Here is a 25,934-nt window from a genome sequence, read left to right on the forward strand (position 1 = left end):
AGGCGGCTTCTATGTCCGCAGCGGATTGATTGGCTTGTGGCACAGATTTCCCCGAATGAGCTGCCAGAGTTGCCGAGAGTTTAATCAAGCGGTTAACGCGTCGGCTATCACCTAAGTTGGCATGTTGAAAGACATGTTTAGCCCATTGTGCAGAGTTTGATATAAAGTTCATAGTGTTTGCCTGATGTTGTAATGAAGATCAGATCGACAACATCAAACAGAGTTCAAAAAAATCCCCCGTACTTGACGGGGGATTTGTGTATAAGAGACAGACCATTGGGAGGTTTTTTTATGTGTTCGAACAAGAGTGGCTAAAACTCTACATCCACATCGGTGTCCGGCATCGCGCAGCACGCTAAGGCCATTCCCATTGCTCGTTCATGATCCGCTAAAGCAGGGACGTTCGGTTGCTGAACAAGGCCAGATTTCACGGTCACTTTACACGCACCACAAATACCGGCACGGCAACTGTTGGCAATTTTCACTCCAGCGGCTTCCGCTTGTTCCAGCAACGTTTTCTGGTTACTACCTTCCACCTGAATGCCATTAAAGCGCATTGTTACTGACTTATTCTCACGCGGCGCAGTTCGTTGAGCACCAAACGCTTCTTGATGGTAAGCCGACTCAGCCACACCTTGTTTCTGTAGCAAGTTTTTCGCTTTTTGCATAAACCCATCAGGGCCACACACAAACACTTGGCGAGCAGGAAGATCCGGAATGCGCTTGATGTGCGACAAGGCTAAACGGCCATGCTCACCTTGCCACTCAGCTGAGGGTTGGGTTAACGCATAGATGAGCGTCAGCCCAACATGTTGTTTTGCCAACGCATCCAGTTCCGCTCGGCAAGGTATATCCTGCTCACTTCGGCATTGATGATAAAACACCACATCATCCACTTGGTTATGGTCAGCCAGATAACGCAGCATAGATAGCATTGGCGTAACACCACTGCCCGCAGAAAGCAGCAGTAAAGGCTGTGGCGCTGTGGTATCCAGATGGAAATGACCCGCCGGATGCTGCGCGGTCAAGGTCGTGCCAATCTGCAAATGATCTTGTAACCAGTTAGAGACTCGTCCCCCATCAATGCGTTTCACCGAAATCGCCAAACGTCCCGGACGCGATGGACTAGAGGAAAGCGTGTAGTAACGCTGCACAGACTCACCATCAATCACCATTTCAATCGGCAGATGTTGCCCAGGCAGATACTGAGGTGCGATGCCTTTGGCAGGCTCTAGCCAGAAAGTCACAAAATCGCGGGCAATTTCTTCGCGCTCAACACAAGTCAGTGTGAAGTGGCTGATACCTTGATCTGGGTAAACTTCTTTCTCTTTGTATTCCAACACTTCAATCAGATCGCCCGCGCGAATCATCCCTTCATTCTTGGCAACCAAGTTTTGCCCGAAGAACACGCCACCTCGTTCATTAGCACGAAATTGTGAGAGAGTACGCAGCGGCTCTTTGGTTGGCCTAAACGCCCCTTTCTTCACTTCAACCGTGGTTAAAATGCAGCGTTCACAAGGTTTGACGGCTTCAAACTCTACTTCGCCGATACGGATACGCTTCCAACTGTCTTCGGCAAAGGGCTCTGTCCCAGAAACGACTAAATTGGTACGAAATTGATCCATCGAATGATATTCAGGGCTGCGGCGGTTGAGTTCATCCAACGATGCTTGGCTGATCACCAGCATCGGATATCCATCTGCAAAGCTGACATTGTGCCCCACGTTTTCACGTACACGATTGGATTGCTCGCCGCTGTATAAGAGCTCAACACGAATCCCCAATACCGTACTAAACCAATCGTCTGCTTCATCGGTGGTGGTATACGCAGTGAAATTATCCGCCCAAACTTGCGCGGGTACCGGCTGCAACTTGAAATCTGCATAACGGATGGTGAGAGAGGGATGACCTTGTGCGGAAAACAGCACACCATCATGACGCAGCGCGGTTTTGATCAGCACCATTTGTGGAAATTTACGCGCCGTCACCATGCTTCCGTCAGACAGTGCCAACATAAAGCGGCGATCAAAGGTTAAGCCTTGCTTTTCCACCCAAGCGGACGAAAGCGCCAACCCTCCTAATGATTTGACCGGAAAGACATTGATTTGAGATAAGTGTCCCGTCGACATGGTGCTTCCTTTTGCTGTTGTCATTTGCGCAACATCATAGAACAAATCGTCACCTCAGACTAACAAGTTGTTACAACAGGGGATTATTTCCCTCCGAAATAAATGAGTGTCTAACCACCTGAAATTAAATAAAGGATGAAATGGATTACACTTTCCACTATCATCCTGTCGCCTAAGCGGAAGCGTTTGCGCGACGCTTTAGGCTCCAATCATTTCATGCATTCATGGTGGGAGCACTCAATGACAACACTGACGATTACACGCCCAGACGACTGGCACGTTCACCTTCGCGATGGCGATGTACTTGCCGATACCGTACGCGACATCAGCCGTTATAACGGCCGCGCGCTGATCATGCCGAATACTGTTCCCCCTGTAACCACCACCGAGATGGCCTTGGCCTATCGTGAGCGCATTATGGCCGCTCAACCACAAGCGCACTTTGAGCCTTTGATGGCGCTTTACCTCACCGATAACACTTCACCAGAGGAAATTCGCAAAGCCAAAGCATCAGGCAAAGTCGTTGCAGCTAAGCTTTACCCAGCCGGTGCGACCACCAACTCGGATTCAGGCGTAACTTCAGCCAAAAACATTTATCCAGTTCTGCAAGCGATGCAGGAAGTCGGTATGTTGCTGTTGGTACACGGTGAAGTCACCACGCACGAAGTCGACATTTTTGACCGTGAAAAGACCTTCCTAGACACCGTGCTTGCGCCGATCGTGAATGATTTTCCGCAGCTAAAGATCGTGCTGGAACACATCACCACCGCAGAAGCAGTGAACTTTGTTCGCCAAGCCAATGAAAACGTTGCCGCCACCATTACTGCTCACCATTTGCTGTTTAACCGTAACCACATGCTGGTTGGCGGCATTCGCCCACATTTCTACTGTTTGCCGATTCTAAAGCGTGCGACTCACCAACACGCGTTAGTGGCAGCGGCAACTTCAGGCAGCAAGAAATTCTTCCTCGGCACGGACTCTGCCCCGCACGCCAAAGGCCGCAAAGAAGCCGCTTGTGGCTGCGCAGGTTCTTACACAGCCCATGCCGCTCTTGAGCTGTATGCCGAAGTGTTTGAAAAAGAAGGTAAGCTCGAAAATCTGGAAGCGTTCGCTAGCTTTAATGGCCCTGATTTCTACGGTCTGCCTCGCAATCAAGAGACCGTCACGCTCACCAAGCAAGCATGGCCAGTCGCAGAAAGCATGCCGTTTGGCAGCGATATCGTGGTGCCAATCCGCGCCGGTGAAAACATCGAATGGACTGTGCAATAAGCTCAGTCCAGTGACATCAAAGGAGAGGCTCGCCTCTCCTTTTTCATTCTCTATTATGCGATTTTAGATCGGTCGATGTTGCTTTCGATAATCGCTCGGCGTCATCCCTGTTACTCGTGAGAATTCGCGGTTGAAATTCGATTTTGTCTGAAAACCCGAGTTCATAAAAATCTGAGTGATGGAATCTTCACTCTTGGTGAGCGCCTGCAACGCATGACCAATCCGGTATTCATTAATCAACTTGGAAATATTCTTCTGATGGATTTGGTTAACCGCCGCCGAAATCTGTTTAGCGGGAATGCCTAACTTGCGTGACAGCTTAGATAAGGTCAGCTCAGGATCTAAGTAGTGAGTTTTCTCCCTCATTTGCCGATCAAACAAGGCCACAATCTCTTGTGCTCGTGCTTCTGGCATCCCCTCATCGGTTAACGTCTCTTTCACTTCATGCGAGGTCGTCAGTTCCGAATTAGCTGCTTCATCAGTGCTGGATGTACTCACCCCAACCACAATCACTGCGAAGGCCAAAACAGGGATCAGTACCACATGCCCAACAGTCAAAATGTACAGCGAAAAACGCCCTTGGTTGTAGATGAAATCGAGAGACATCGCGCTATCGATCAATGCAGAAAACAGCAGCATCCAACCGGCGATATTTTCAGCCCGTTTGACGTTTTCCCAATGGTTAAAAGCCACATAGATGCGCAAAGCATCTTGTGAGGAATAACGCACCAACGCAATCCCGTAAAACAGATAGATCGCGGTCAGAATTTCATCGAGAGGTAGCGACCAAAATGGCTGAGCCAACAAGCTCACCAACACCAAAATTGGGCCAGATAAATGCTTATAACAACGCGACAGACCTTTTTCATGGGTACGAGTAAAGGCACACCACGCAGCAACAGGAATGAGAGAAGCTAAAATAGGTTGTGCCATGCGCAGTGCGGGCCAATCGACCGTCCAACGTAATCCAACCACAGCCGTGGTTGCCACACACAACACTAAAAAAAGACAAGCACTTTTCGCCTGCTCAGCCAGTCGCAAGTAAAGCGTCACTGCCAATAACAGCAGCATCAGCGAAACCACGAAGGGCACTGGAATCATCAACATATCTTTCCCTGAAAAAGTAAACGAGAGACCGCATTGAACGGTCTGATTACGCCACAGCTTAGACTAATACCCGTTCAAGTACGTCCTCAAACCCGTTTTAGGACGTTTTTCGCCACAGATTGCCCCACCATTCCCTGTGCCAATTCCCAACATGAGAAACGCACATGACACCTTTACTGACCGCCTATTTGCAGGCGTGGAAACAATACTTTGATTTTTCAGGGCAAACAACCAGAGACGATTTTTGGTGGTTCATGCTCGCTCATCTACTGGTCACATTGACGGTGATCGGCGTGGAGATCGCCACAAACAACCCAGGCTGGTTAGATCTGTTTTACAGCCTCATCAGCTTTATCCCAATGCTCGCCATCTTAGTTCGGCGTTTGCATGATACCCAGCGCTCCGAATGGTGGGCATGGTATTTGTGATCCCCGTGATTGGCCCTTTCTGGCTAATTTACTTACTGGTTCAGCCCTCTTCCTCTCACTTCACCGATAAGGCGCTTTTATCATGAGAACTCTATTGGTTTTATTACTGATTTTAATGGCGAATCTTGCTTCGGCGGATCCCCTTAAGCTCAATGGCAACTTACCCGAGCAAACCATTGGCCTACTGACCATCACGAAAATGACCCAAGGACAGCTTCTTTGGTTAAAGGGGCGAGTGGGTGAAGGAAAATACCAAGCCAAAAATGTGCAAGGACAGGAATGTTCAATAGAAGTGCCAGTCGCGATTGGCAGCTTTTCATCCGCTGATATTGGTATTCACTCGACTCAAGGTTTGATGATTGCGATCACCAATCCACGCTTGAGTGAAGCGATACTCGCAGGACAAAAAATTCACAGCGATGATTGGGTATTTGGCACAAAAGAAGAGCGTAAAAAGGTGGATGGCTACATTGTGAGTGGCATTGCTGCCGATGAAGGCTTCATCCTCAATTCCCGTCGACGTTGGATTTCTTGGTTGCTTGATGCTGAGCCACAGGTGATCTGCAACACGGAAGTGGCCAATCACAGCTAAGTCGCTCTTAATCCTATAAGAATGCAATAAGGGGCTAACCGTCCCTTATTGTTCAATTCGTTATTCAGCACCTATTTTCTGACCAACAAGGTCAGCACTTCGGCGTGATCCGTATGGGGGAACATATCAAACCACTGCACGCGAATCATTTGGTAACTGGAAAGCTCAGCGATGTCTTTGACCATAGTTTGCGGGTTACAGCTGGAATAAAGAATGTGTTTTGGTGCGAGCGCTTCCAACTGCGCAGTCAGTTCGCTGCCCAAACCACGACGTGGAGGATTGACCAACACTAACTCTGGTGCACTCATCTGGCTTTGCGAAAACTTGGCAGAATCGAGCGCCGCAAAACTAAGATTATCAATCCCCATCATTTGCGCCGAACGTTGCGCGCTGGCAATCGCTTCTGGTTCAATTTCAATGCCCGTCACAGCAGTGTCTGGCGCGGCGCAATGCAGCGCAAAGCCACCAACGCCACAAAACAGATCCCACATTTGCGTTGGCGTAATCTCGCGCACCCAAGCACGCGCAGTCGCGTATAGCTGCTCAGCCACTTTGGGGTTGGTTTGGAAAAAGCTTTTCGGGCGGATCACCATAGGCACATCGTTGAACTGTTCAAGCAGGCTTTGCGTTTCGGTGAGGAAAATTTCCTCTTCACCTTCTAGACGCGCCATATGCACCGGCTGGATATTGACAGAAACGACTTCGATCGTCGGGAAAGCCGTGATCAATGTCGGCAAATTGCGTTCAATTCGCTCAAGCACCGCATGGCTGCGTGCCACAAAACGCAGCATAAATTGGCCGCTGTTTTCACTGCGGGTGAGCAGAATAAACTTCAGTTCACCTTTTTTCTTCAGCTTGTTATACGGCGGAATACCCGCGATGCGGATCCAGTTTTCCAGATAAGCGAGCAGCTCTTGCATCGGCTGCGGATAAAGTGGGCAAGTCACCAGCGACAAAGGCTGACCTTGTGCATCTTCAATGCCTAAAATCGGCGCGTGAGCCGCACCGAGCACCACCATTTTGGCTTTATTGCGAAACGCGGTGTCAGCACTGGTGACCGGAGGTAACCACTGCACATCCGTGGCTGGCGCAATCAACTCACGCAACTGCTGATCTTTATTCTCAACTTGTTGGGAATACGGCTGCGCACACTGGTGGCAAGAGGTACACCGTTTTTGAATAAAGAACTCACACTGCATAATATCGACCGCCGAAAAACAAAAGCCGCTAGTTTATTTGCCTTCTCGAAAATAACAACGAGAATTTTACGGATACCCTACTCCATGTTGTAGCCAACACCGCTGTCGCTGCCAATAAGCAGGAGATTCTCCAAACGACTTGGTGCGACAGCTAGGCGGGAGAATTAACCGCGAAGTTTGTGCCACACTTCCATCACAGCCACTAAGAGGCTGCCAGCCGCCACCCCAATCACACCATTAATGAGGGTTGGCATCAGCGCCCCCACCACTGGCCATGCTTCAACCGTATTGAGTATCGGCTCAAGGGCATGATGCACTGCGGGCACGTTATGCACCACGATCCCGCCGCCGACTAAAAACATCGCCGCGGTTCCGACTACAGTCAGCCCTTTCATCAACTTGGGCGCAAAACGCACTAACACACCACCTAAACTGGCTTTGAGTCCTTGGCCTTGGGATTGGCGTTGCAGATAGAAGCCTAAATCATCCAACTTCACTATGCCTGCCACCAAACCATATACGCCGATCGTCATGATGACAGCAATCAAACTGATCACCAGAATTTGCGTGAGCATGGATTGCCCCTGCACGGTACCAAGAGCGATCACAATGATTTCTGCCGACAGAATAAAATCGGTGCGGATCGCACCACCAATTTTACGCTTTTCGTACTCAGCCACACTTTCTGTCGCCAAGCTTTCGGTTTCTAAACCCTCAGTCATCATAGCGGCAGCGCGTTGTTCGGCATCCTGCTTGGATACTGGATGCAGCCATTTTTCGAGGATCTTCTCTGCGCCTTCAAAACAGAGAAATAAACCACCGAGTAGCAGCAAAGGCATGATCAACCAAGGAGCGATTGAACTGATGATGAGTGCTGCCGGAACCAAAATCAGCTTATTGCGAAATGAACCTTTGGCGACCGCCCACACCACTGGAATTTCACGTTCAGCTGCCACGCCAGAGACTTGCTGCGCATTGAGCGCTAAATCATCCCCCAGCACGCCCGCCGTCTTTTTTGCGGCCATTTTCGACATCACAGCCACATCATCCAATACCGTCGCAATATCATCGAGTAGGGTCAATAAACTTGCGCCTGCCATACATCATCTCTCTTATTCATGGTTGAAATCGTGACAAAATGTAACACCAATCACCCTAGCAAGGGAAATGCTGTGATGACTTCAATGAAACAAGTAAAAAGTGCCTTTGGTTGACCCTTATTCGAGAAAAGAGTAAATTCCCGCCCAGCAATAATTTAGGAACTTTTCTGCAATGCTTTACATCCTTTTCAAGAGTTTTGTTAGAAGGCTGAACTCCGCGCATTAACACGATGAAGTGTTGCTCGGAGCTTAATCTTTTAAATCTTCATCAGCGATAAGACTCACCTTTTGCTTTTAGCAAGAGGCGTAACTTTGTAGCTGAAGGATTGCAGAAGACTGGCCGACGATGATGCTTCATCGTCGGCTTTTTCATTTCTGACGCGCATTAACGTCAGACTTGAAGTTTCAACTTCTTGAGACGAGGGCCGGCCAATCAACCGCCCTCGTTTTTTATGGATGTAATGCAATGAGTTTACTGACAATCCAAAACCTCTCTCACCAAGCGGGTGACAAGGTTCTCTATCATAATGCCCACTTTACTTTGCACGCGGGCGAACACATCGGCGTGATTGGCCATAACGGGGTGGGGAAAAGCACCCTGTTCAAATTGCTGCAAGCAGAACTGCTGCCCGATCGCGGGCAGATTGAATGGCAACGCCATGTCCAGATCGGCTATCTGGATCAACACGCCCAAATGAATGAGCAACTCACGATTCGTGAACATCTTCAATTAACCTTCAAAGCCCTGTATGAACTTGAAACGGAGATGATGTCCATCTACGCCGACCCTGAACAATGCGTTAATTCGCACGCTTTGCTGCGGGCGGCAGAGATCCAAACCAAGTTAGAAAGCCATGCTTTCTACACATTAGATACACAGGTTGAACATGTCGCACAAGGCTTGGGAATCGTTCAATTGGGGTTAAACACGCAACTTAAACACCTCAGTGGAGGCCAAAGACACAAGGTAATTTTGGCGGCTTTGCTGTTGCAATCACCCGAGGTGTTGCTATTGGATGAACCCACCAACTATCTCGATACCGTACACATTGATTGGCTGGCGGACTATTTGAACGTATTCCAAGGGGCATTCATGGTGATCTCTCACGACCGTGCTTTTCTCAATCGTATTGCGACCACGACCTGCGACATTGATCATCAGCAGTTCTATAAATACAAAGGCAATATCGATAAAGCCCTAACGCAGAAAAGCCGCGATCAAGAGGCTTATACCAAACAATATCAGGCGCAGAGTAAGCAGATTGAAAAGCTGGAAAAGTTTATTGCCAAAAATGGCGCGGGCGTAAATGCCAGCATTGCCAATGGCCGCAAAAAACAGTTAGCGCGCATTGAACGCTTAGCGGCTCCTGAAAAGCAAAAATCCGTGGCTTTTTCTTTTAAAAGTGCACCGTGTCGCGCCCAAGAAATGCTGCTGACTTCTGAGCTGCACATTGGCTACTCACGCCCGTTGCTCCCAAGCCTCTCATTTGCAATTCGCAGAGGGGAAAAAATGGCGGTGCGTGGATTTAACGGTATTGGTAAATCCACGTTGCTGAAAACACTGATTGGGCAAATATCTCCGCTCAGTGGCAACATCGAGCAAGCCAATGGCTTAAAAATCGGCTACTTCGAACAAGAGCTTAAATGGTCAGATCCTGATGCCACGCCAGTGCAGCTGGTGAAATCGGTCGCTCATCAGTCCGATGATAAAACGATCCGTCAGCATCTCGCGCAGTTTGGTTTATCCGGGAAAATGGTGCTTCAACCCATCAGCTCATTAAGCGGTGGGGAGCAAACCAAGGTCAAACTATGCCAATTAACTCTGCAACCCACACATATGTTGATTTTAGATGAACCCACTACACATCTGGATAACACAGTGAAAAGCGCCTTAAAACAGGCATTAGTCCGTTATTCAGGAACGCTCATTGTGGTCTCTCACGAAGAGGATTTCATACACGGCTGGCTGGATAAAACCATTGATATTCAAGCGCTAACTTCTTCCACAACAACGCAAGCCTAACGAGGGTAAAGAAATGTTTTTAAAGGTTATGTTATTTCTGATTGCCTTCTTAGTAGGGGCAGATGAACTGATGTTAGGTCCGATTCTGACACCGATTGGCCATGACTTAGGTGTCCCTCCTGAGCGAGTGACCTTATTCATCACCGCTTACAGCGTCGCGTTAGCGTTGATCGCCCCGCTACTGGGTGGTTGGTCGGATCGCTTCGGGCGCTTAGCCACTATGTTGCCTGCCTCGATCATTTTTGGTGCAGCTTCGATTGCGACCGGATTAGTCGAAACTTTTGAATGGGGCATCATCACGCGGATCCTCACGGGATTAGCCAGTGCCGGAACGTTACCCATTGCTTTCGCAATGGCGGCCGATCGCTCAAGTACAGACATGATGAAGTGCATTGCTTCCGTACAATCAGGGCTCACTTTGGGCATGATCTCTAGCCCTGCCCTTGGTGCCTTGTTTGCTGAGTGGCTCTCTTGGCGTGCGGCGTTCATTGCTTTAGGTTTGGCTTCTTGGGGCGTCGCGTTAGGGTTGCTCATCATTCGCGTTCAAGATGATGAAAAACCGAAAGCCGCCCATCACGATGAGGTTGAATCAGCCAAACTCTGGAAGATCCCAGGGGCTTTAGGCGGCTTATCCGCAATGTGTTTGGGGTTAGGTGGCGGAATTGGCTTATTCAACTTAATAGGACAACATCTGCACGACACACAAGGCATGCCGATCTGGTCCATCGGCAGTCTCTATGCCGTACTGGGATTTGTCAGCGTGTTGGGCAATATATTACTCCCTCGCCTTGCTCATCGTTTTGAAAACGGAAGACAAATCATGCGACTGGCTTTGGTAGTTTGTCTGGTGAGCAGTGTCGGATTTTACCTCTATCCTGCGCAGCAGCTTACTTTACTGATGCTGCCGCTGTTTTTTTGGGCACTCGCTGGTGGCATAGGCTCACCCGCACTGCAAGGTTATCTTTCTGGTTTGTCGTCCCAACATCGCGGGCGACTACTTTCATGGGCAATGACCATGATGCATATTGGTGTTGCTATGTGGTCTGCCACCGCCGGACTGGCTTATAGTGTCGGTAATTGGGCAATGGCACTCCTCGCCATTTTCCTGTTTGGTTCCGCGATTTTTGCACTGCGTCCAGTGACGTCAGCACGTTGAGTTAATCAAACACCTCTTACAATGCCGCTGGGTAAACAGCGGCATTAGTTACGCTATCTGAGTAATCGTTGTAGTAGGAGGAGAAATGGGAGAATTGAGTTGCTGAGTATACTCGGCGGGTAATTGGTCAAGAGCGATCTTTAATGCGATGAAGCAGTCAGGATCTATCGCGGTGTACAGGCTATCTTCCATAATGGCAAGGGCTTTATAAATCGGCATAGCTGGGCGATAAGGCCGCTCAGCACTGAGCGCATCAAAAATATCTGCGGTTGTAATCACTCGTGTCATCAGAGTGATTTCGTCGCCCTTCGCACCACGAGGATAGCCTGTACCATCGAGTTTTTCATGATGTGCGCCCGCCATACGCGCTAGGGTTTTGAAGGGTGACAGCTTCTGCAGAATCTGCTCAGTGAACGCAGCATGAGCTTGAACCGCTTTCCATTCCACATCGTTTAACTTACCCGGCTTATCTAAAATGGCATTACTCACACCCAGTTTGCCGATATCGTGCAGTAAGGCAGCTCTCCTCAACCACGTTCGGTCTGTCTCTGAAATGCCTAATTGGCGTGCTATCAAATCCGTATAAACGGCCACACGCTCACTGTGTCCTGCCGTATACGGGCTTTTCGCATCAACAATTTTGCCAAATGCGGTGACGATACATTCCAGGTAGTCGTCATCCAAGGGCAAGTGTGCTTGTGCAGGAGGTAAGCTCATAACACGTTGGCTAATATCTGGGGCTTTTAGTCCAGCAATGAATGGCGGGCTATCTAATAGTTGTTCAACAATTGCAATCAACTGAGGATCAAACCACATCTCACTGCGGGCCATAATTTCTTGAAAGGCTTCGTCTAAATCATGCTCCATCTGAAACACATCAAACACTTGCGCCAATAACGCAATGCGCGCAAAAAGTGGAATGGATTCCCCTTTCAACTGCTCTGGTCGCCCTTGGCCATTCCAGTGTTCATCCAGTGAATGTATGCCCTGAGCCACAGCCTCACTAAATCGCAGCTCTCGTGCCACATCCGCACCACGGGTACAGCGGGTTTGGATCAGCTCTTGCGCATAATCATTGCCGTTTTTCAGGATATCGATGGTGGTTAAAATACGCTCTGTCCAGCTTTGTTCAGAACCTGTATTTTTCACAATAAAATTAATCACACTGGAAAGACTGGTTCCGACCGTTTTATAACGCCGTTTAAACGTCAGATCATCGGTGGCATATAACTCACAAATTCGCGCGGCGTTACTACTGCAGCCAGCATCTTTCAGCAGCAGAGTAAAAAACAGATCATGAAGGTCAGTTTCAGCTAACTCTAGTTGCATCCCGATATGCATACCAATCCAACAGCAACGAATACAGTGCTCTGGAGGCTGCCCTTCTGTCATATCCAAAGCCGTGGTCAGCGAAATCATTAATTCAGAGAGGGGAAATGTCGGGTTTGCAACGCTCATCGTTTTTATTCACTCAACGTTCTCGTTGTATGGAGTGTAGACAGCGCACGCCTGAACTGCCACTCGCGATAAAGCGCGTTTTTACATGATGGAACAACAAAACCTTACAGAGAAAATAAAATAATTAGCTTATTCTGAAAATAATCCTAGTCATAAATCTTTTTCCATGTATACTCACTCACAGCTCAGACAAATGAGCTATTAATGAAATTTAGTTCAAGTTTTACCTCAGTCTTTTTTCGATACCCTTCGTTCAACCTCTGTGATAGCTTCTCCTTAATACTCCATATAATAGCTTTTGTTTTAAGCCCTAATAAATTACTGTAAAAATTATCTCTAGAGGTCTCTATGTCTAATAAAATGACTGGTTCTGTAAAATGGTTCAACGAAACTAAAGGTTTCGGTTTTCTTACTCAAGATAACGGTGGCAACGATGTGTTTGTTCACTTTAATTCTATCCAGTCAGAAGGTTTCAAAACTTTGACTGAAGGTCAACGTGTTAGCTTCACTGTTGAACAAGGTAAGAAAGGCCCACAAGCGTCTAACGTAGTTACGCTGTAAGCTTTTTTCTGCGTGGTGCTCATGCGCCACGCTTTAACCACTCAGCAATACCTTGACTACTCTCCCCCTTTATTCATCACCACGAGTAAAATATGTCTCGAAGAACGTCTCGCCAGCGACACTGGTATCAACTATTACGTGAGAAATCTCACCAACAAGAAAATTTAACCCATGATAAAAATCGAATTTCATCTCCTGAAAAATAATCTCCACTGGTCAGCTCAAATTCATCAATTAAATAGTGACATTTTACAACGTCATATATTACCAAGAATTAATTCCAATCATTACCCAATCTATTTTAATTTCTGTGAAATACAGCAATCAGGAAAAATATTATCTGATACAGGCGTGGAATTGGGAAATTTTAAGATTCACTAACTCGTCATATATTTTCTCTTCTTGAAAATTCAATCATCTATATTTATTTTCGCATTTATCCAATAAACTGACTTTGTTAAAAATGATAGCTGCGCCACTGCGCAATCATTTTATTTATCTTTTCCCCCATTCAGCTAAACCTTGTGGAAACCGACTCAAACCACGCTCTACCCCAGTGTGAAGCGGTGTCGTATTAAAAACTGCATTTTCCAAATACTCAACTAAACTCATATTGCTCATATCTAGAGCAAACAATAAGGAAAATCAAAATGGCTAATACAATGTTAGGTGGCTGGGGACTGTTCCATGAACTCTCCAACGAAGATAAAGCAGCATTTGCAAGCGGTATCGAAGGCTTTGTGGGTGTGAGCTATAGACCTGTTGCAGTAGCGACACAAGTGGTCGCAGGCTGCAATTATGCCTTTTTCTGTAATGCCGAGATGGTCTACCCCGGATCTCAACCTTACCCAGCCATGGTTCACATGTTTAAGGACTTGGAAGGAAAGGTAGGCATCACGCACATTCAGCGTTTAGATTATTAAACTAAACCCTTTGTGCGACAGAATAATTTTCTGTCATCTACTCATATTTCATGCCTCAAGACCTCCCGCTGGAGGTCTTTTTCAATCGGGATATCAAACTCAGAATAGATAATGTATCCCGATCACACTGAATGACATTCCTATTGCTCCTGTAGACCATAGCCTTTACTCTTTTTCTTCTTCCGTATTAACCGAGAATGATTATGTCTGCGTCTTACACCTATCCGATTGGTACACCTGGGCAACCTTGGCAAGCTGCTGAGCGCCAAGCTTGGCTGGAACAACGCCGTATTCAGCGTGAATATCAACAAGAAGTGGTGCCGAAAATTCTGACATTGAATGACCGATTCGATGTGAACACTTATGGCGCACTCTCTTATGATCCCGCACGCTACCCGCTGTATGTGGTAAAAAGTCGCAACTGGGATACCAGCAAACCAACCGTATTGATCACAGGTGGTGTACATGGTTACGAAACCAGTGGTGTGCACGGTGCGCTGCAATTTTTAGCGACAGCCGCAGAGCCTTATTTAGACCACTTCAATCTGCTTGCGGCTCCCTGCGTAAGTCCTTGGGGCTACGAAACCATCAACCGCTGGAACCCAAATGCCATCGATCCTAATCGCTCTTTTGTTAAGAACAGTCCTGCAGAAGAAGCAGCCTTACTGATGGCGATGGTTGCTCAGCATGAGCCCATTTTGCTGCACATTGATCTGCATGAAACGACCGATACGGATGAATCTGAGTTTCGCCCAGCACTGGCGGCGCGTGATGGCAAAGCCTATGTCGAAGGCTCAATCCCTGATGGTTTTTACACGGTGGGTGACACAGAAAATCCGCAGCTTGCTTTCCAACAAGCGGTGATTGATTCGGTACGCCGCGTGACTCATATTGCCCCTGCTGATGAAAAAAACGAAATCATTGGCTCACCCGTTGTCGCAGATGGCGTCATCCTCTACCCGATGAAAGCGCTGGGTTTGTGTGGTGGCATGACCTACTGCACTTACGGTACGACCACAGAAGTCTACCCAGATAGCCCCAAAGTCACGGCGCAAAACTGCAATGATGCACAAGTCGCCGCCATCACTGGTGCGCTCGATTATGTACTCGCCAATGAACCAACCCTGTTAGGCTAGCAATCGACTTTTATACTGCTCCGGGGTTAACCCGGAGTATTTTTTGAACATGGTGATAAATGGGCTGGCTTGGTTATAACCCAAGGTTAATGCCACCTCTTTCACGGCATGCCCTTGGCGCAACAACTCCATGGAATAGAGATAGCGCACCCGCAGCCGCCATTCGGTAAAACTCATGCCCAATTCGGCCTGACAATGGCGCGCTAGCGTTCGTTCTGTGGTATGCACCCTTTCCGCCCACTGCTGCAATGTGGTGTTATCGGTTGGATTCTCTTCCACAGAAGCCAAAATCGGCGCTAAATACTTGTGATTGGTGGAAGGAAGAAAATGATGCTGAGTTTCGCGAGTCGCCAGTTGATCCAGCAACACTTGCACCAATCGTTTATCTTCACTGCTTTGCGCGACATTGATGTTACGCTCTCTGAAATCATCAATGATCGCCGAAACAATCGATGTCACCTTAATTAAACTGGTTTTGGCAGGGAATGCTGTGGTCAGTTGTGAAGCAATATTCAGTGAGCAATACTCAATTGGCTTACGGTTGTAGCTTCGATGGCGAATGCCCGCAGGGACCCAAATCGCCAAATGGGGCGGAGCCAAAAAACGCGTATCTTCTGCTTCCATTTCCAAGATCCCACCAGAAATCAGTTGCACTTGCCCCCAAGCGTGGCTGTGCTCACGAGTTTCTGTATTGGAAAGAAATGCCTCAAAATTCATAAATACATCGGATGGTGGATGCTCGATTGATAATGATGGATGTAGGTGTCGGGTACGTTTTTTCAATCTTGTCTTCCTATCGCTCGCAATGTCTTTTTGGAGATAGTTGTAATTATAAAGACCTGCCACACTATAACCCAAGGAACAAATTGCGACGAGGTGCACATGATCTATCTTCTGCCATTTTTTACTGTGCTGATTTGGGGTGGCAACTCGATTGTCAACAAACTCGCAGCCTCAACGATTGAACCAAGTGCAATGAGCTTCTACCGCTGGTTTCTCGCCATGCTGATCCTCACGCCCTTTTGTTTACCCAGCACCATCCGCCAATGGCCTACCGTTAAGCGCTATTTGAGTAAGCTAGCATTTTTGGCTTTACTGGGCATGGTTCTTAACCAATCCCTCGGCTACTACGCGGGGCTAACGACAACGGCGACCAATATGTCGCTGATCACTTCATTTGTGCCTTTGATGAGCGTGTTCATTAGCTTACCTTTGCTCAATAAACCGATTTCAGCGCTCAGTGTAGTTGGTGGTGTACTTTCTTTAAGCGGTCTTGCCTACATGTTAGGCGAAGGTAACCCACTGTTTTTCTTACATCAAAGCGTAACCGAGGGTGATGCTTTGATGGTTATGGCCGCGCTAGTGTATGCCCTGTACTGCGTACTTCTGAAGCGCTGGAAAATGCCCTTTAGCAACTGGACATTGATTTACCTACAAGGCGTTTGCGCGGTATTTATGCTCACCCCACTTTGGTTAACCAGTGATCATTTACTTCCAACGGAAGGTTCAATTTCTCTAATTGCTTATGCGGGCATTGCAGCTTCATTGTTGGCACCTTGGATGTGGGTGAAAGCAATTGATGCAATTGGTGCAGACTCCACTGCCATGTTTATGAACCTGCTACCCGTATTTTCTGTTTCATTGGCTGCCACATTATTGGGCGAAACGGTTCACCCTTATCATTTAATTGGTGGTCTGTTGGTCATAAGTGGTGTGGCACTTTCACAGTTGAAACTCCCACGACGTAATGATGACGGTGTCGAAAAAGTGACACAGGTATAAAAAGCAGGCATTTTCATGCGCAAAAAGGCTCTTATAACGCTATCTTTAAATTAAAAGCTCGTCGGAAGACGCGATAAAAAATGATTGGCTAGGTTCCCCCACCCCAACCACTTATAGCTCGTAAGTTGCTAGGGAAAAGAGGTGAGCCTATGATTGAGCTCAGTAGTATTGAAGATATTTTTGATCATCAACAGTTCTCCTTACACGAACTCGTGTTGAACGAACTGGGGGTGTATGTTTTTGTTAAAAACCGTCGTGGTCAGTACCTCTACGCCAACGCACTCACCCTAGCGTTGTTTGAAACGGATGCACAATCCTTGATTGGCAAAACCGACCACGACTTTTTCCGCGATGATCAATTAAGCGACATCTTATCTTCCGATCAACATGTTTTTGAAACACGCTCTTCCGTCACGCACGAGGAGCACGCCGTCGCCAAATCCAACGGTTTGGATCGAGTGTATCGCGCGGTAAAACACCCTATTCTGCAAAAAACAACTGGCGAAGTTATTGGGTTGATTGGCGTTTCCACTGACATTACCGATATCGTGGAATTGCGTGAACAGCTTTATCAACTGGCGAATACCGATGCTTTAACCCAACTGTGTAATCGACGCAAATTGTGGGCGGATTTTCGTTCTGCCTTCGCTCGCGCGAAACATTCAAAACAGCCCTTGAGCTGTATTTCGATTGATATCGACAACTTCAAATTGATCAATGACCATTTTGGCCATGATAAAGGGGACGAAGTACTATGTTTCCTTGCTCAACTCTTTTATGAGCTGACTTCAGAGCACCATATTTGTGGCCGTGTAGGTGGCGAAGAGTTCATCATCGTGCTTGAAGACACGCCTGTTGCAACCGCATTCGCACTGGCAGAGCAAATCCGCCAACGTTTTTCCCAACACTCCTTTTTTGAGCAAAAAGAACATGTCTATCTCTGTGCTGGTGTCGCGACAATGCGTCTGAGTGATCATGATTTTACGGACATCTATCGACGTTCAGACCAAGCGCTATATCAAGCCAAGCGCAGTGGCCGAAATCGGTGTTGTATCTACAATCCATCCGTTGAGTAACTCAAAGCGCTCTGTGTTATTCACTTAATTTTTCGTTTTTGTGAAAAATGATTAAAAACGAACAGCAAACGTAAGAAAACGCAAACCAAAATTTGAAATCAAACATTAAGACCGTAAACTGAAGCCAGTCTACGCAATAAGGATATCCCGGTGAAAGCAGTAAAGCGCCATCAAGAAATCATTGAATTGGTACAAGCCCAAGGGTTTGTCAGTACGGAAGAACTGGTTGAGCGATTTGATGTCAGCCCACAAACCATTCGCCGTGATCTCAACGAATTGGCAGAAGCCAATAAGCTACGCCGCAACCATGGTGGAGCGACGATTGCGACCAGTTCAGAAAACTCTTCATACCATACTCGACAAGTCTCTTACCAAGATGAAAAAGAGAAAGTTGCCGCGGCGTTAGTGCAACATATTCCCGATGGTGCCACGCTGTTTATTGATATCGGCACTACGCCAGAAGCGATTGCACGTGCTTTGATGGTCAATCACCACCAACTGCGAGTAGTGACCAACAACTTGAATGTCGCCACTTTGCTGATGAGCAAACCCGATTTCAATATCATTCTCGCCGGTGGCGAAGTGCGTAACAAAGATGGTGGTGTGACGGGTGAAGCGACACTGGATTTTATCTCCCAGTTCCGTTTGGATTTCGGCATTCTAGGCATCAGTGGTATCGACTATGACGGTTCACTGCTCGATTTCGATTATCATGAAGTGCGCGTAAAACGCGCCATTATCGAAAATAGCCGCAGTGTGTTTCTCGCTGTCGACCACAGTAAATTTGGCCGCAATGCGATGGTCAAACTCGGTACGCTTGCCGATGTCGATTTGATCATTACTGACCAGACACCGCCGAAAGAGATCGAAACATTTGCGAAAGAGAATGAAGTGACTATTCAAGTTGTGTAACGGGTTAGGCGATAAACAGTGAACACGATTCAAAGGCGCTAAAGCGCCTTTTTTCATACACAAAATGCACAAATTATTGCCTGCATGTAAAAGATTTGTTGTTATTGGCTCTACACTTATTTGAGCAAAATGCTCAAAACGAAAATGAAGGATAAGCCGATGAGCAGTGGCAAACGAGAGATCACATTACGTTTTCTGGCTGAGCCAGGGGATGTCAATTTTGGTGGAAAAGTGCACGGTGGCGCAGTAATGAAATGGATTGACCTTGCAGCCTACGCTTGTGCCGCCGCGTGGAGTGGTAAATATTGCATCACGCTTACGCCGGCGGCATCCGCTTTGTGGCACCGATCCATGTGGGCAACTTGGTCGAAGTGAATGCCAAGGTGATTTATACCGGCAAAACCTCCATGCACATCGCTATTGATGTGCAAGCGAGTGATCCCAAATTCCTAAAAAATCACCTCACGACTCACTGTATTGTGATCATGGTGGCGGTCGATGAAGCAGGTAAACCCTCACCTGTACCAGAGTGGATCCCGCAAACGAAGGAAGATCAGGAATTACGCGCTTCCGCGATCCGTTTAATGAACATGCGTACTGAAATCGGTGAAGAGATGGAAGCGCATGTGAAATATTTGAAGAACTGATTTCCCCCAATACCTTGATTGAATATGGCTGATGGCACCTCTTCTGCAGAGTCATCAGCCCAAATCGAACTCTAAGCATCAAACACACATTTGGAAACTTTGCGTTTCAGTTAATGAGTTTTCAATTAATTGTGTGATGCACTTCATTCGACCGACATCTCAGCTTTTTTATATTCGCATTCGTGCTTAGGACAATCCTCACACCACTACGACTTCACGTAGTCAGGGGAACCCCATTCAGCCACCATAAGGATCCGATTATGAAAAAATTCAACTTTGCTGCCGTACTACTCCCCTTTTCCATAACCTGTTTGAGCTATTCCACTTTCGCACTTGCGGAGATTAAAACCGTCACCCTGCTTCATACCAACGATATCGAAAGCGTGTACGAACCGGTTGACGCTTTCTGGAACCCAGATATCAGCCGCATCGGCGGTATTCCTTACCTCGCGACATTGATTAAAGAGACTCGCTCTAATGAGGAGATCAGCTTCTTATTTGATGCGGGAGATATTTTTACTGGCTCACTCGCCAAAAAAACGCAAGGTAAGCTCTCTTTTGATCTTTACAGCGCCATGGGTTATGACGCGATTACTCTCGGTAATCATGAATTTGAGTATGGTTGCGAAACACTCAAAGAAAACATGCCACGTGCGGCCTACCCAGTGCTGAATGCCAATATCAAGTTTGAACAGAACAATGCGCCATTCTCACAACCATATACCATCATCGAACGTGATGGTATGAAAGTGGGAGTGATTGGCGTGATGGGGATTGATGCCTTTTATAACACCATGTGGAAAGGAAACCGCAAAGGATTAACCATTGATGACCCAATCAAAACAACGCAATACTGGGTTGATAAGATCCGTGATGAGGTAGATCTAGTCGTGGTACTCACTCATCAAAATAAAACCGCACCGATGCAGACCGATAAAGAAGCCGATCCGGAAGTACAGCGTGGCTTTGACGAAGACTATGAGATGGCTGGTAAGCTAAAAGGTGTCGATGTCATTTTCGGTGGACACTCAGATCACGGCTTATGGAAACCAGTTGTTCACCCGAAAACCGGCACTGTGATTGGTTTAACCTTCGGTCAGGGAAAATATTTAGGCTATACCAAGTTTTCAGTTGATACCGACAAACAGACCGCAAAGCTGTTGGAAGGAAAACTGATCCCCGTTGAAGCCGATAAATTGGCCCGTGATAGCAAAACCAGCGATCTCATTAGCGAAGCAAGAGCTCGTTATCCAGAGCTTAAACAGACACTGGCGACCATTGATAGTACGGCTTATCGTCGCTATTACCGTGAGTCTAACGTGGGTAACTTAGTGGCAGATATGATGCGCAAGCAAGGGAATGCGGATATTGGCATGATCAGCTCAGGTAGCATTCGAGTTGATTTAAACCAAGGTCCTGTCACGATGGAAAATGTGATGGATCTGTTCCCCTTCACCGACAAACTTGCAGTGGTTGAGCTGAATGGAGCACAAGTCAAAGAACTGCTGGAATACAGCTACACATTGCCTTATGGTTTGGCTCAATTTTCCGGTATTGAAGCCACTTACAACAGCCAAAAGCCGCAAGGTGAACGCCTGTTAACGCTTAAGATTAATGGCCAGCCCGCAAAAGAGGATCGCCTCTACAAGGTCGCTACCTACTCTTACGCTGCCAGTGGCGGTGATGGCTATCATGTATTTGAAAAAGGCACCTTACTTTCTCAAGGCGAGTCGGTAACTCAAGTGCTCATCGACCAATTCAAACAAGAGAAACAAGTTTCTGTTCCAGCGCTTGGTCGCCAAATTGACACCAGCGTAGCCAAATAAGGGATTAGAAGAAGAGTGAACTTTCGACGGGAATATAACGGATGCAAGTCCTTCGGGTGCCCCAATTGTGGCGTCGCAGATCTCTCCTTGTATTCCCGCTCGAATCGCTTAGGGTATGATGCTTGGTATTGCCCACTTTGTGGTGCTTACCCTCCCGTCCTGCTTAATGAACCCATTCTGTGCTTAGCGGAGCAAATCCACGCTCAACATTTATCTTCACCATTACTGGAGAGTTGTGGTTGCCCAGCGCCTCAGTGGAAAAGGCATGGCCTCACTCAAGCGGGTAGCCAAAGAGTCAAGTGTAAGCAATGCGGCAAAAGCGCGACTTTGCTTAACGCCACACACGGCTCATCCGTTCTTCAACCACTTCTGAATGCCTTACTTGAAGGCATATTACCGAGTGAATTGCAGAACTATTGTGGCTTGAGTAACAAGGTCTTTGCCCAGCGAATTGCGTTTCTCGCTGACGTTTTGAGAGCATTTAGCCGCCAACAAGAGCAGCATTGCCGCCCTTCGGCATTACAGATCCGCTCGCACATTCAATGCTCTCGTTCTGGTTCTCGCCATCAAGATACTCAGGCACTTGCTGCTCATGTATGGAGCCTATCCAGTTGTGATTCCACGACTGGCTATGCCTATTTCATCAGCGACAATGCACTTCTTGATTCCGCTCTGCTGCCACCTTCATTAGCTGAAAAAGCGCGCTATCAAATGCCCAACCAAGAAGCAGCAAGCACTGACGAGTTCGATGTTTTCGTGAGTGCAGAAAAAACCTATGCCAAAATTCTTGCGCGTAGCCAATTTGATCAACTCGGTTATAGCTCACCACTCCATCAACACTTAAAAGAAGGATTGCTACTCCGCCCTGTATATGCGGCTCACGCTCATATGCAGAATTTACGCAAATGGTTCGGTAAGCCGCCTCCAAAAACACTGATCTTGGAGCATGAAAGCTTTCTACGTGGCGCTGCCATTACTGCGTTCTCTGATGCCGTAAAAGCCGCCAAAACGACGCTCTTGTATTGCCATTTAGCCGAAGTTCACCACTTTGATACCAACAAAACCAAAAGCATGAGTTGGTGGGATGAGAAATGGCTGCAGTTCAATCAAACCAATGAATGGGGTGATTGGCAAATAGGGCTCGGTCTATTGACTCCGCACACAAATCTCAATGAAGGAATGCTAAAAAACGCACTGCCAACCCACCCTAATTGGAATCGTGTGTTGTGGCAAGGTTACGAGCAATGGCTTCCTCCTACTTACTGTGCGCGACTAAGCCTAAAGCGGATCCATCAATGGCAAGAGATCTATCGATTCTTGTTTAACTATCTTCTACCTAAAACACCAAGGCTAGAACCACAGCAATCTGTGCATTTAAACGAGATAGCCAGTTTGATTGATTCGATAAATGATGCCTTTCTCAATTCCAATCAGGGGATGCGGTAAGTCGGTGTCATTGAACTGTCATGCTTTGTTGCTTTAATGCGTCGTCATGTTCCGCTCACCCAACATATTGATTGCATATTATGGCACTTACCCTTGATAAAATTACCCTGACCGAAACGACCTTAAACAACCCCAAATCTGTCGAGTATCAATGGGTCAGAACCTTATATGTTCAGGCTATCAGCCAGAATCGATTAATCACTACATCCAAGCCTGTTTTGGGGGAGATGCCACCTTCGCCGATCTTTTCCGCCGTGTCGCCATGCATGAAGAGAGCTTGTATTTGCTACTTCAATACTTGAACTGTGCGCCTTCCAGTCGAGAGTTCTAATTTTTCTGCACTACGCCGCGTAGTTACAACGCAATATCGGATCTGTCTCGCATCCTCTATTTGTTTCACTGCTGAGAAACTGGGTTGTGCTTATACTGGCACCCGTTCACGCAGAACGGCTAACCATAAAATTCAGATATAAAAAAACCCAAGCTAAGCTCAGGTTTTGGTTACAAAAACTGTTAGTCGTGAACTAGTAAGGAATAGAGCTAACAGCCAGCTATGCGTAACGCCAGAATTGAAGCTTCTTAACTTGTCGGCGGCCAAACCAATAAATGTTAAGAAGAAACAAAATGGGCGACTGTTCGTCGCCCTTATCGTTATTATCCTTTCACACCACCAGCGGTAAGTCCTCCGACAAGCCAACGCTGTGCAAGTAAAAATACGATAGTGATTGGAAGTGCTGATAGCACCGCAGCGGCCGCAAAATCACCCCACAGATAGTTCTGAGGATAAAGATACTGCTGCATACCAACCGCAAGCGTGTACGAGTTTACATCAGAAAGCAGCAAAGACGCTACCGGAACTTCACCCACCACACCAATAAACGAAAGAATGAATACCACCGCAAGTATAGGCACGGATAATGGAAGCAGTACCAGCTTAAAGGCTTGCCATGGTGTTGCCCCATCCAGCGCAGCCGCTTCTTCCAATGAACGGTCAATCGTTTCAAAGTAACCTTTGATGGTCCAAACGTGCAGCGCTATCCCACCAAGGTAAGAGAAAATCAAACCGCCGTGCGTGTTTAAGCCCAAGAAGGGAATGTACTGCCCAAGCTTATCAAACAGGGCGTACAGGGCGACCAAGGCCAATACCGCAGGGAACATTTGGAAAATCATCATCGCTTTTAAGATGGTTTCTTTGCCTTTAAAACGCATACGCGCAAAGGCGTAAGCCGAAGTAGTAGAAAGCGCCACAATCAATACCGACGTAATACCCGCCACTTTTACCGAGTTCCACAACCATGTCATGACTGGGAATGGAGGCGGTGTGACTGTGCCATCGGCATTTTGTACCGCAATACCCAGTGCCAGCTTCCAGTGTTCCAATGATGGGCGCTCCGGAATCAAACTGCCGGTGGCAAAGTTACCTTCGCGAAACGAGATCGCGACAATCATCAGTAGTGGGAAAATAATCAACGCTAAGAACACCCACAGTGCCGCGTGGGTGGCCCACACGCGATACTTCAGAGATTTGCCTTGTACCATAGCCATATGAATGCTCCTTATTGTTGGCTCAGCTTAGTAAAGCGCAGGTTGAGCAGAGCTAATGCGCCCACCAGCAAGAAGATCAGCGTCGCAATCGCACTCGCCAAACCAAAGTCTTGACCACCTGTGCCTTCAAACGCAATGCGGTAGGTGTAACTCACCAGAAGATCGGTATAACCCGCCGGCTCAGAAGTGCCGATACGGTTTGGCCCACCTTGAGTCAACAGCTGAATCATCACAAAGTTGTTGAAGTTAAAAGCAAAGCTGGCAATCAGTAGCGGTGTCAGTGGTTTGATCATCATCGGCAAGGTGATTTTGGTGAAGTTATGGATGAAATTCGCACCATCAATCGCTGAAGCTTCATACAGATCATCAGGGATCGCTTTCAGTAGGCCCATACACAAAATCATCATGTAAGGGAAACCCAGCCAAGTGTTGACGATCAGCACCATGGTTTTTGCCAGCAGTGGATCCGAGAACCAAGCAGGACTAAGGCCAAACAAGCCATTGAGCACCACGTTAATTTCACCGAAACTCTGGTTGAACAGACCACGGAAAATCAGGATCGAAATGAAAGCAGGCACCGCGTAAGGCAAGATCAGTAGCACACGATAAATCGCACGGCCTTTCAGCGCTTCCCACTGCACCACACTTGCCAAAACAAGGCCAATAATGAGAGTGAAAATCACCGTCAGTACCGAGAAAATCACCGTCCAGATAAAGATGTTGATAAACGGCTCTTTGATGCCTTCATCTTTCCAAACCCGCTCAAAGTTGTGGGTACCAATCGACACCACAAATCCCGGAGAAATTCGCTCGCCAATGAACTCACCACTTTCATTGATGGGCTGATAAAAACCGATCTCCATATTGGGGCGCAGCAGCTGGCCAGATTGATTATTGGTTAGGGTTTCACCATCGGCTTGCAAGGTATAGAGCGGTTTTACTGCGGCAAATTTGCGCAGACCACTCATGCGGATATCTTCACCGTCCGGGAAATGCAGATCGATGCTGCTCAGCGCTGTTCGGTATCCGATGATGGTTTTAATCGGTTCCACCTCCCCTTCAATGCCACCAATCACTTCAAGGTTAAGATCCGTGGGTACATTGCTGCTGAGGGAGAAAGGTGGAGTAGCTAAACGCTCTGTACCATTTTCAATCACCAAACGGTAACCTTGCTCAGTGTTATAGAGTTGGAAAGCGTAGCTCTCACCACTTTGGAAGGTTTGATCCATCAACACGGATTGTGTGCGCTCAAGAGTGAGCTGGTTTTTCGCGCTGTAGTTTGTGAAAGCCAGGCCAACGGTGTAGGCCAGTGGGAACAGAATAAACAGAATCATCCCCGCAATACCTGGATAGATATAACGATGCGCGTACGTTTTACGACTACCGAAAACATACAGCGCCAAAGTGGTTAGGATCAGCGTCAGCAATGCAAACGCCACCTCCCCACGAGAATACATAAGAATGGTTGCGTAGCCATTCACGATACCTACCGCGCCAAGTACTGCCCATTTGAGAAAAGCACGTTTGTCGGCTGGACGTACCGCAGTTGGATCGGACATAGCCTGTGTACCTTGAACTGACTGCATAAATAACCTGCTAGCGTGTTGTTACCAAGAAAT

The 25,934-nt window shown here is 47.4% G+C and carries 21 protein-coding genes and 3 pseudogenes; 15 read left to right on the forward strand and 9 right to left on the reverse strand.

Annotation, left to right across the window (positions count from 1 at the left end; translation table 11 throughout):
• Together D908_RS18580 and D908_RS18575 are read right to left on the reverse strand one after the other, a co-directional pair.
• A partial coding sequence (locus tag D908_RS18580) for an IS4/Tn5 family transposase DNA-binding protein (RefSeq protein ID WP_005521953.1) occupies positions 1-172 on the reverse strand: 172 nt, incomplete at its 3' end.
• A gap of 139 nt (positions 173-311) precedes the next feature.
• Entirely contained in the window at positions 312-2,129 is a 1,818-nt protein-coding gene (locus D908_RS18575) for a hybrid-cluster NAD(P)-dependent oxidoreductase (protein ID WP_005521954.1), read from the reverse strand.
• Between the two features lie 240 nt (positions 2,130-2,369).
• Here D908_RS18575 and pyrC point away from each other — a divergent pair, with 240 nt between their 5' ends.
• Positions 2,370-3,398 (forward strand): dihydroorotase, encoded by a 1,029-nt coding sequence (pyrC, locus tag D908_RS18570; RefSeq protein ID WP_005521955.1) that lies wholly within the window; start codon positions 2,370-2,372, stop codon positions 3,396-3,398.
• A 63-nt stretch (positions 3,399-3,461) separates the two neighbouring features.
• Here pyrC and D908_RS18565 read toward each other — a convergent pair whose 3' ends face one another.
• Complete coding sequence (locus D908_RS18565; protein ID WP_005521956.1) at positions 3,462-4,505, reverse strand: helix-turn-helix domain-containing protein; 1,044 nt, start codon at positions 4,503-4,505, stop codon at positions 3,462-3,464.
• A gap of 164 nt (positions 4,506-4,669) precedes the next feature.
• On the opposite strand from D908_RS18565, the pseudogene D908_RS0118700 reads away from it, so the two are divergent.
• A pseudogene (locus D908_RS0118700) lies at positions 4,670-5,019 on the forward strand (DUF805 domain-containing protein).
• The gene (locus D908_RS18560; protein WP_005521958.1) at positions 5,016-5,525 is read left to right on the forward strand and encodes a hypothetical protein; all 510 of its coding nucleotides are present in this window, start codon (positions 5,016-5,018) and stop codon (positions 5,523-5,525) included. Before D908_RS0118700 ends, D908_RS18560 begins: the two are co-directional and overlap by 4 nt.
• A gap of 71 nt (positions 5,526-5,596) precedes the next feature.
• On the opposite strand, the gene rlmC is transcribed toward D908_RS18560, so the two are convergent.
• Positions 5,597-6,724 carry a 23S rRNA (uracil(747)-C(5))-methyltransferase RlmC gene (gene rlmC / locus D908_RS18555; RefSeq protein WP_005521959.1) on the reverse strand — a complete coding sequence of 376 codons (1,128 nt, stop codon included), beginning with the start codon at positions 6,722-6,724 and terminating at the stop codon, positions 5,597-5,599.
• Positions 6,725-6,888: 164 nt separating this feature from the next.
• The gene (locus D908_RS18550; protein ID WP_005521960.1) at positions 6,889-7,824 is read right to left on the reverse strand and encodes a DUF808 domain-containing protein; all 936 of its coding nucleotides are present in this window, start codon (positions 7,822-7,824) and stop codon (positions 6,889-6,891) included.
• Positions 7,825-8,290: 466 nt separating this feature from the next.
• Between D908_RS18550 and D908_RS18545 the strand changes: the two genes are divergently transcribed.
• Both D908_RS18545 and D908_RS18540 read left to right on the forward strand, forming a co-directional pair.
• Positions 8,291-9,847 (forward strand): ABC-F family ATP-binding cassette domain-containing protein, encoded by a 1,557-nt coding sequence (locus D908_RS18545; RefSeq protein WP_005521961.1) that lies wholly within the window; start codon positions 8,291-8,293, stop codon positions 9,845-9,847.
• Between the two features lie 13 nt (positions 9,848-9,860).
• Complete coding sequence (locus D908_RS18540) at positions 9,861-11,003, forward strand: MFS transporter (RefSeq protein ID WP_032467476.1); 1,143 nt, start codon at positions 9,861-9,863, stop codon at positions 11,001-11,003.
• A 48-nt stretch (positions 11,004-11,051) separates the two neighbouring features.
• On the opposite strand, the gene D908_RS18535 is transcribed toward D908_RS18540, so the two are convergent.
• The gene (locus D908_RS18535) at positions 11,052-12,461 is read right to left on the reverse strand and encodes an HD-GYP domain-containing protein (protein ID WP_005521963.1); all 1,410 of its coding nucleotides are present in this window, start codon (positions 12,459-12,461) and stop codon (positions 11,052-11,054) included.
• 348 nt (positions 12,462-12,809) lie between these two features.
• Here D908_RS18535 and cspE point away from each other — a divergent pair, with 348 nt between their 5' ends.
• The 3 genes from cspE to D908_RS18520 all read left to right on the forward strand — a co-directional run bounded on the left by cspE (position 12,810) and on the right by D908_RS18520 (position 15,081).
• A complete protein-coding gene (gene cspE, locus D908_RS18530; protein ID WP_000066499.1) occupies positions 12,810-13,022 on the forward strand; it encodes a transcription antiterminator/RNA stability regulator CspE in 213 nt (70 codons plus the stop codon).
• A 650-nt stretch (positions 13,023-13,672) separates the two neighbouring features.
• Positions 13,673-13,945: a hypothetical protein gene (locus D908_RS18525; RefSeq protein ID WP_000024173.1), complete on the forward strand. Its 273-nt coding sequence runs from the start codon at positions 13,673-13,675 to the stop codon at positions 13,943-13,945.
• Between the two features lie 203 nt (positions 13,946-14,148).
• Complete coding sequence (locus tag D908_RS18520) at positions 14,149-15,081, forward strand: M14 family metallopeptidase (RefSeq protein ID WP_005521964.1); 933 nt, start codon at positions 14,149-14,151, stop codon at positions 15,079-15,081.
• On the opposite strand, the gene D908_RS18515 is transcribed toward D908_RS18520, so the two are convergent.
• On the reverse strand, positions 15,073-15,864 hold the full coding sequence (locus D908_RS18515; protein WP_000747480.1) for an AraC family transcriptional regulator: 792 nt from the start codon (positions 15,862-15,864) through the stop codon (positions 15,073-15,075). The genes D908_RS18520 and D908_RS18515 overlap by 9 nt on opposite strands.
• A 99-nt stretch (positions 15,865-15,963) precedes the next feature.
• On the opposite strand from D908_RS18515, the gene D908_RS18510 reads away from it, so the two are divergent.
• The 7 genes and pseudogenes from D908_RS18510 to D908_RS0118710 all read left to right on the forward strand — a co-directional run bounded on the left by D908_RS18510 (position 15,964) and on the right by D908_RS0118710 (position 23,101).
• The gene (locus D908_RS18510; RefSeq protein WP_005521965.1) at positions 15,964-16,863 is read left to right on the forward strand and encodes a DMT family transporter; all 900 of its coding nucleotides are present in this window, start codon (positions 15,964-15,966) and stop codon (positions 16,861-16,863) included.
• A 149-nt stretch (positions 16,864-17,012) separates the two neighbouring features.
• Positions 17,013-17,939: a diguanylate cyclase gene (locus tag D908_RS18505; RefSeq protein ID WP_005521966.1), complete on the forward strand. Its 927-nt coding sequence runs from the start codon at positions 17,013-17,015 to the stop codon at positions 17,937-17,939.
• Between the two features lie 150 nt (positions 17,940-18,089).
• Positions 18,090-18,851: a DeoR/GlpR family transcriptional regulator gene (locus D908_RS18500; RefSeq protein WP_005521967.1), complete on the forward strand. Its 762-nt coding sequence runs from the start codon at positions 18,090-18,092 to the stop codon at positions 18,849-18,851.
• Between the two features lie 159 nt (positions 18,852-19,010).
• Positions 19,011-19,498: pseudogene (locus tag D908_RS0118705) on the forward strand (acyl-CoA thioesterase).
• A gap of 260 nt (positions 19,499-19,758) precedes the next feature.
• A complete protein-coding gene (locus tag D908_RS18495) occupies positions 19,759-21,324 on the forward strand; it encodes a bifunctional metallophosphatase/5'-nucleotidase (protein WP_005521970.1) in 1,566 nt (521 codons plus the stop codon).
• A gap of 15 nt (positions 21,325-21,339) precedes the next feature.
• Positions 21,340-22,770 carry a hypothetical protein gene (locus D908_RS18490; protein ID WP_032467477.1) on the forward strand — a complete coding sequence of 477 codons (1,431 nt, stop codon included), beginning with the start codon at positions 21,340-21,342 and terminating at the stop codon, positions 22,768-22,770.
• Between the two features lie 80 nt (positions 22,771-22,850).
• Positions 22,851-23,101: pseudogene (locus tag D908_RS0118710) on the forward strand (hypothetical protein).
• Positions 23,102-23,424: 323 nt separating this feature from the next.
• On the opposite strand, the gene malG reads toward D908_RS0118710, so the two are convergent.
• Together malG and malF are read right to left on the reverse strand one after the other, a co-directional pair.
• Positions 23,425-24,315, reverse strand: a complete 891-nt coding sequence (gene malG / locus D908_RS18485) for a maltose ABC transporter permease MalG (protein ID WP_005521972.1) — start codon at positions 24,313-24,315, stop codon at positions 23,425-23,427.
• Positions 24,316-24,326: 11 nt separating this feature from the next.
• The gene (malF, locus tag D908_RS18480) at positions 24,327-25,901 is read right to left on the reverse strand and encodes a maltose ABC transporter permease MalF (RefSeq protein ID WP_005521973.1); all 1,575 of its coding nucleotides are present in this window, start codon (positions 25,899-25,901) and stop codon (positions 24,327-24,329) included.
• Positions 25,902-25,934: the final 33 nt, after the last annotated feature.

Source organism: Vibrio mimicus CAIM 602 (genome assembly GCF_000338875.1).
In the GTDB taxonomy this organism is placed as follows: Bacteria; Pseudomonadota; Gammaproteobacteria; order Enterobacterales; family Vibrionaceae; genus Vibrio; species Vibrio mimicus.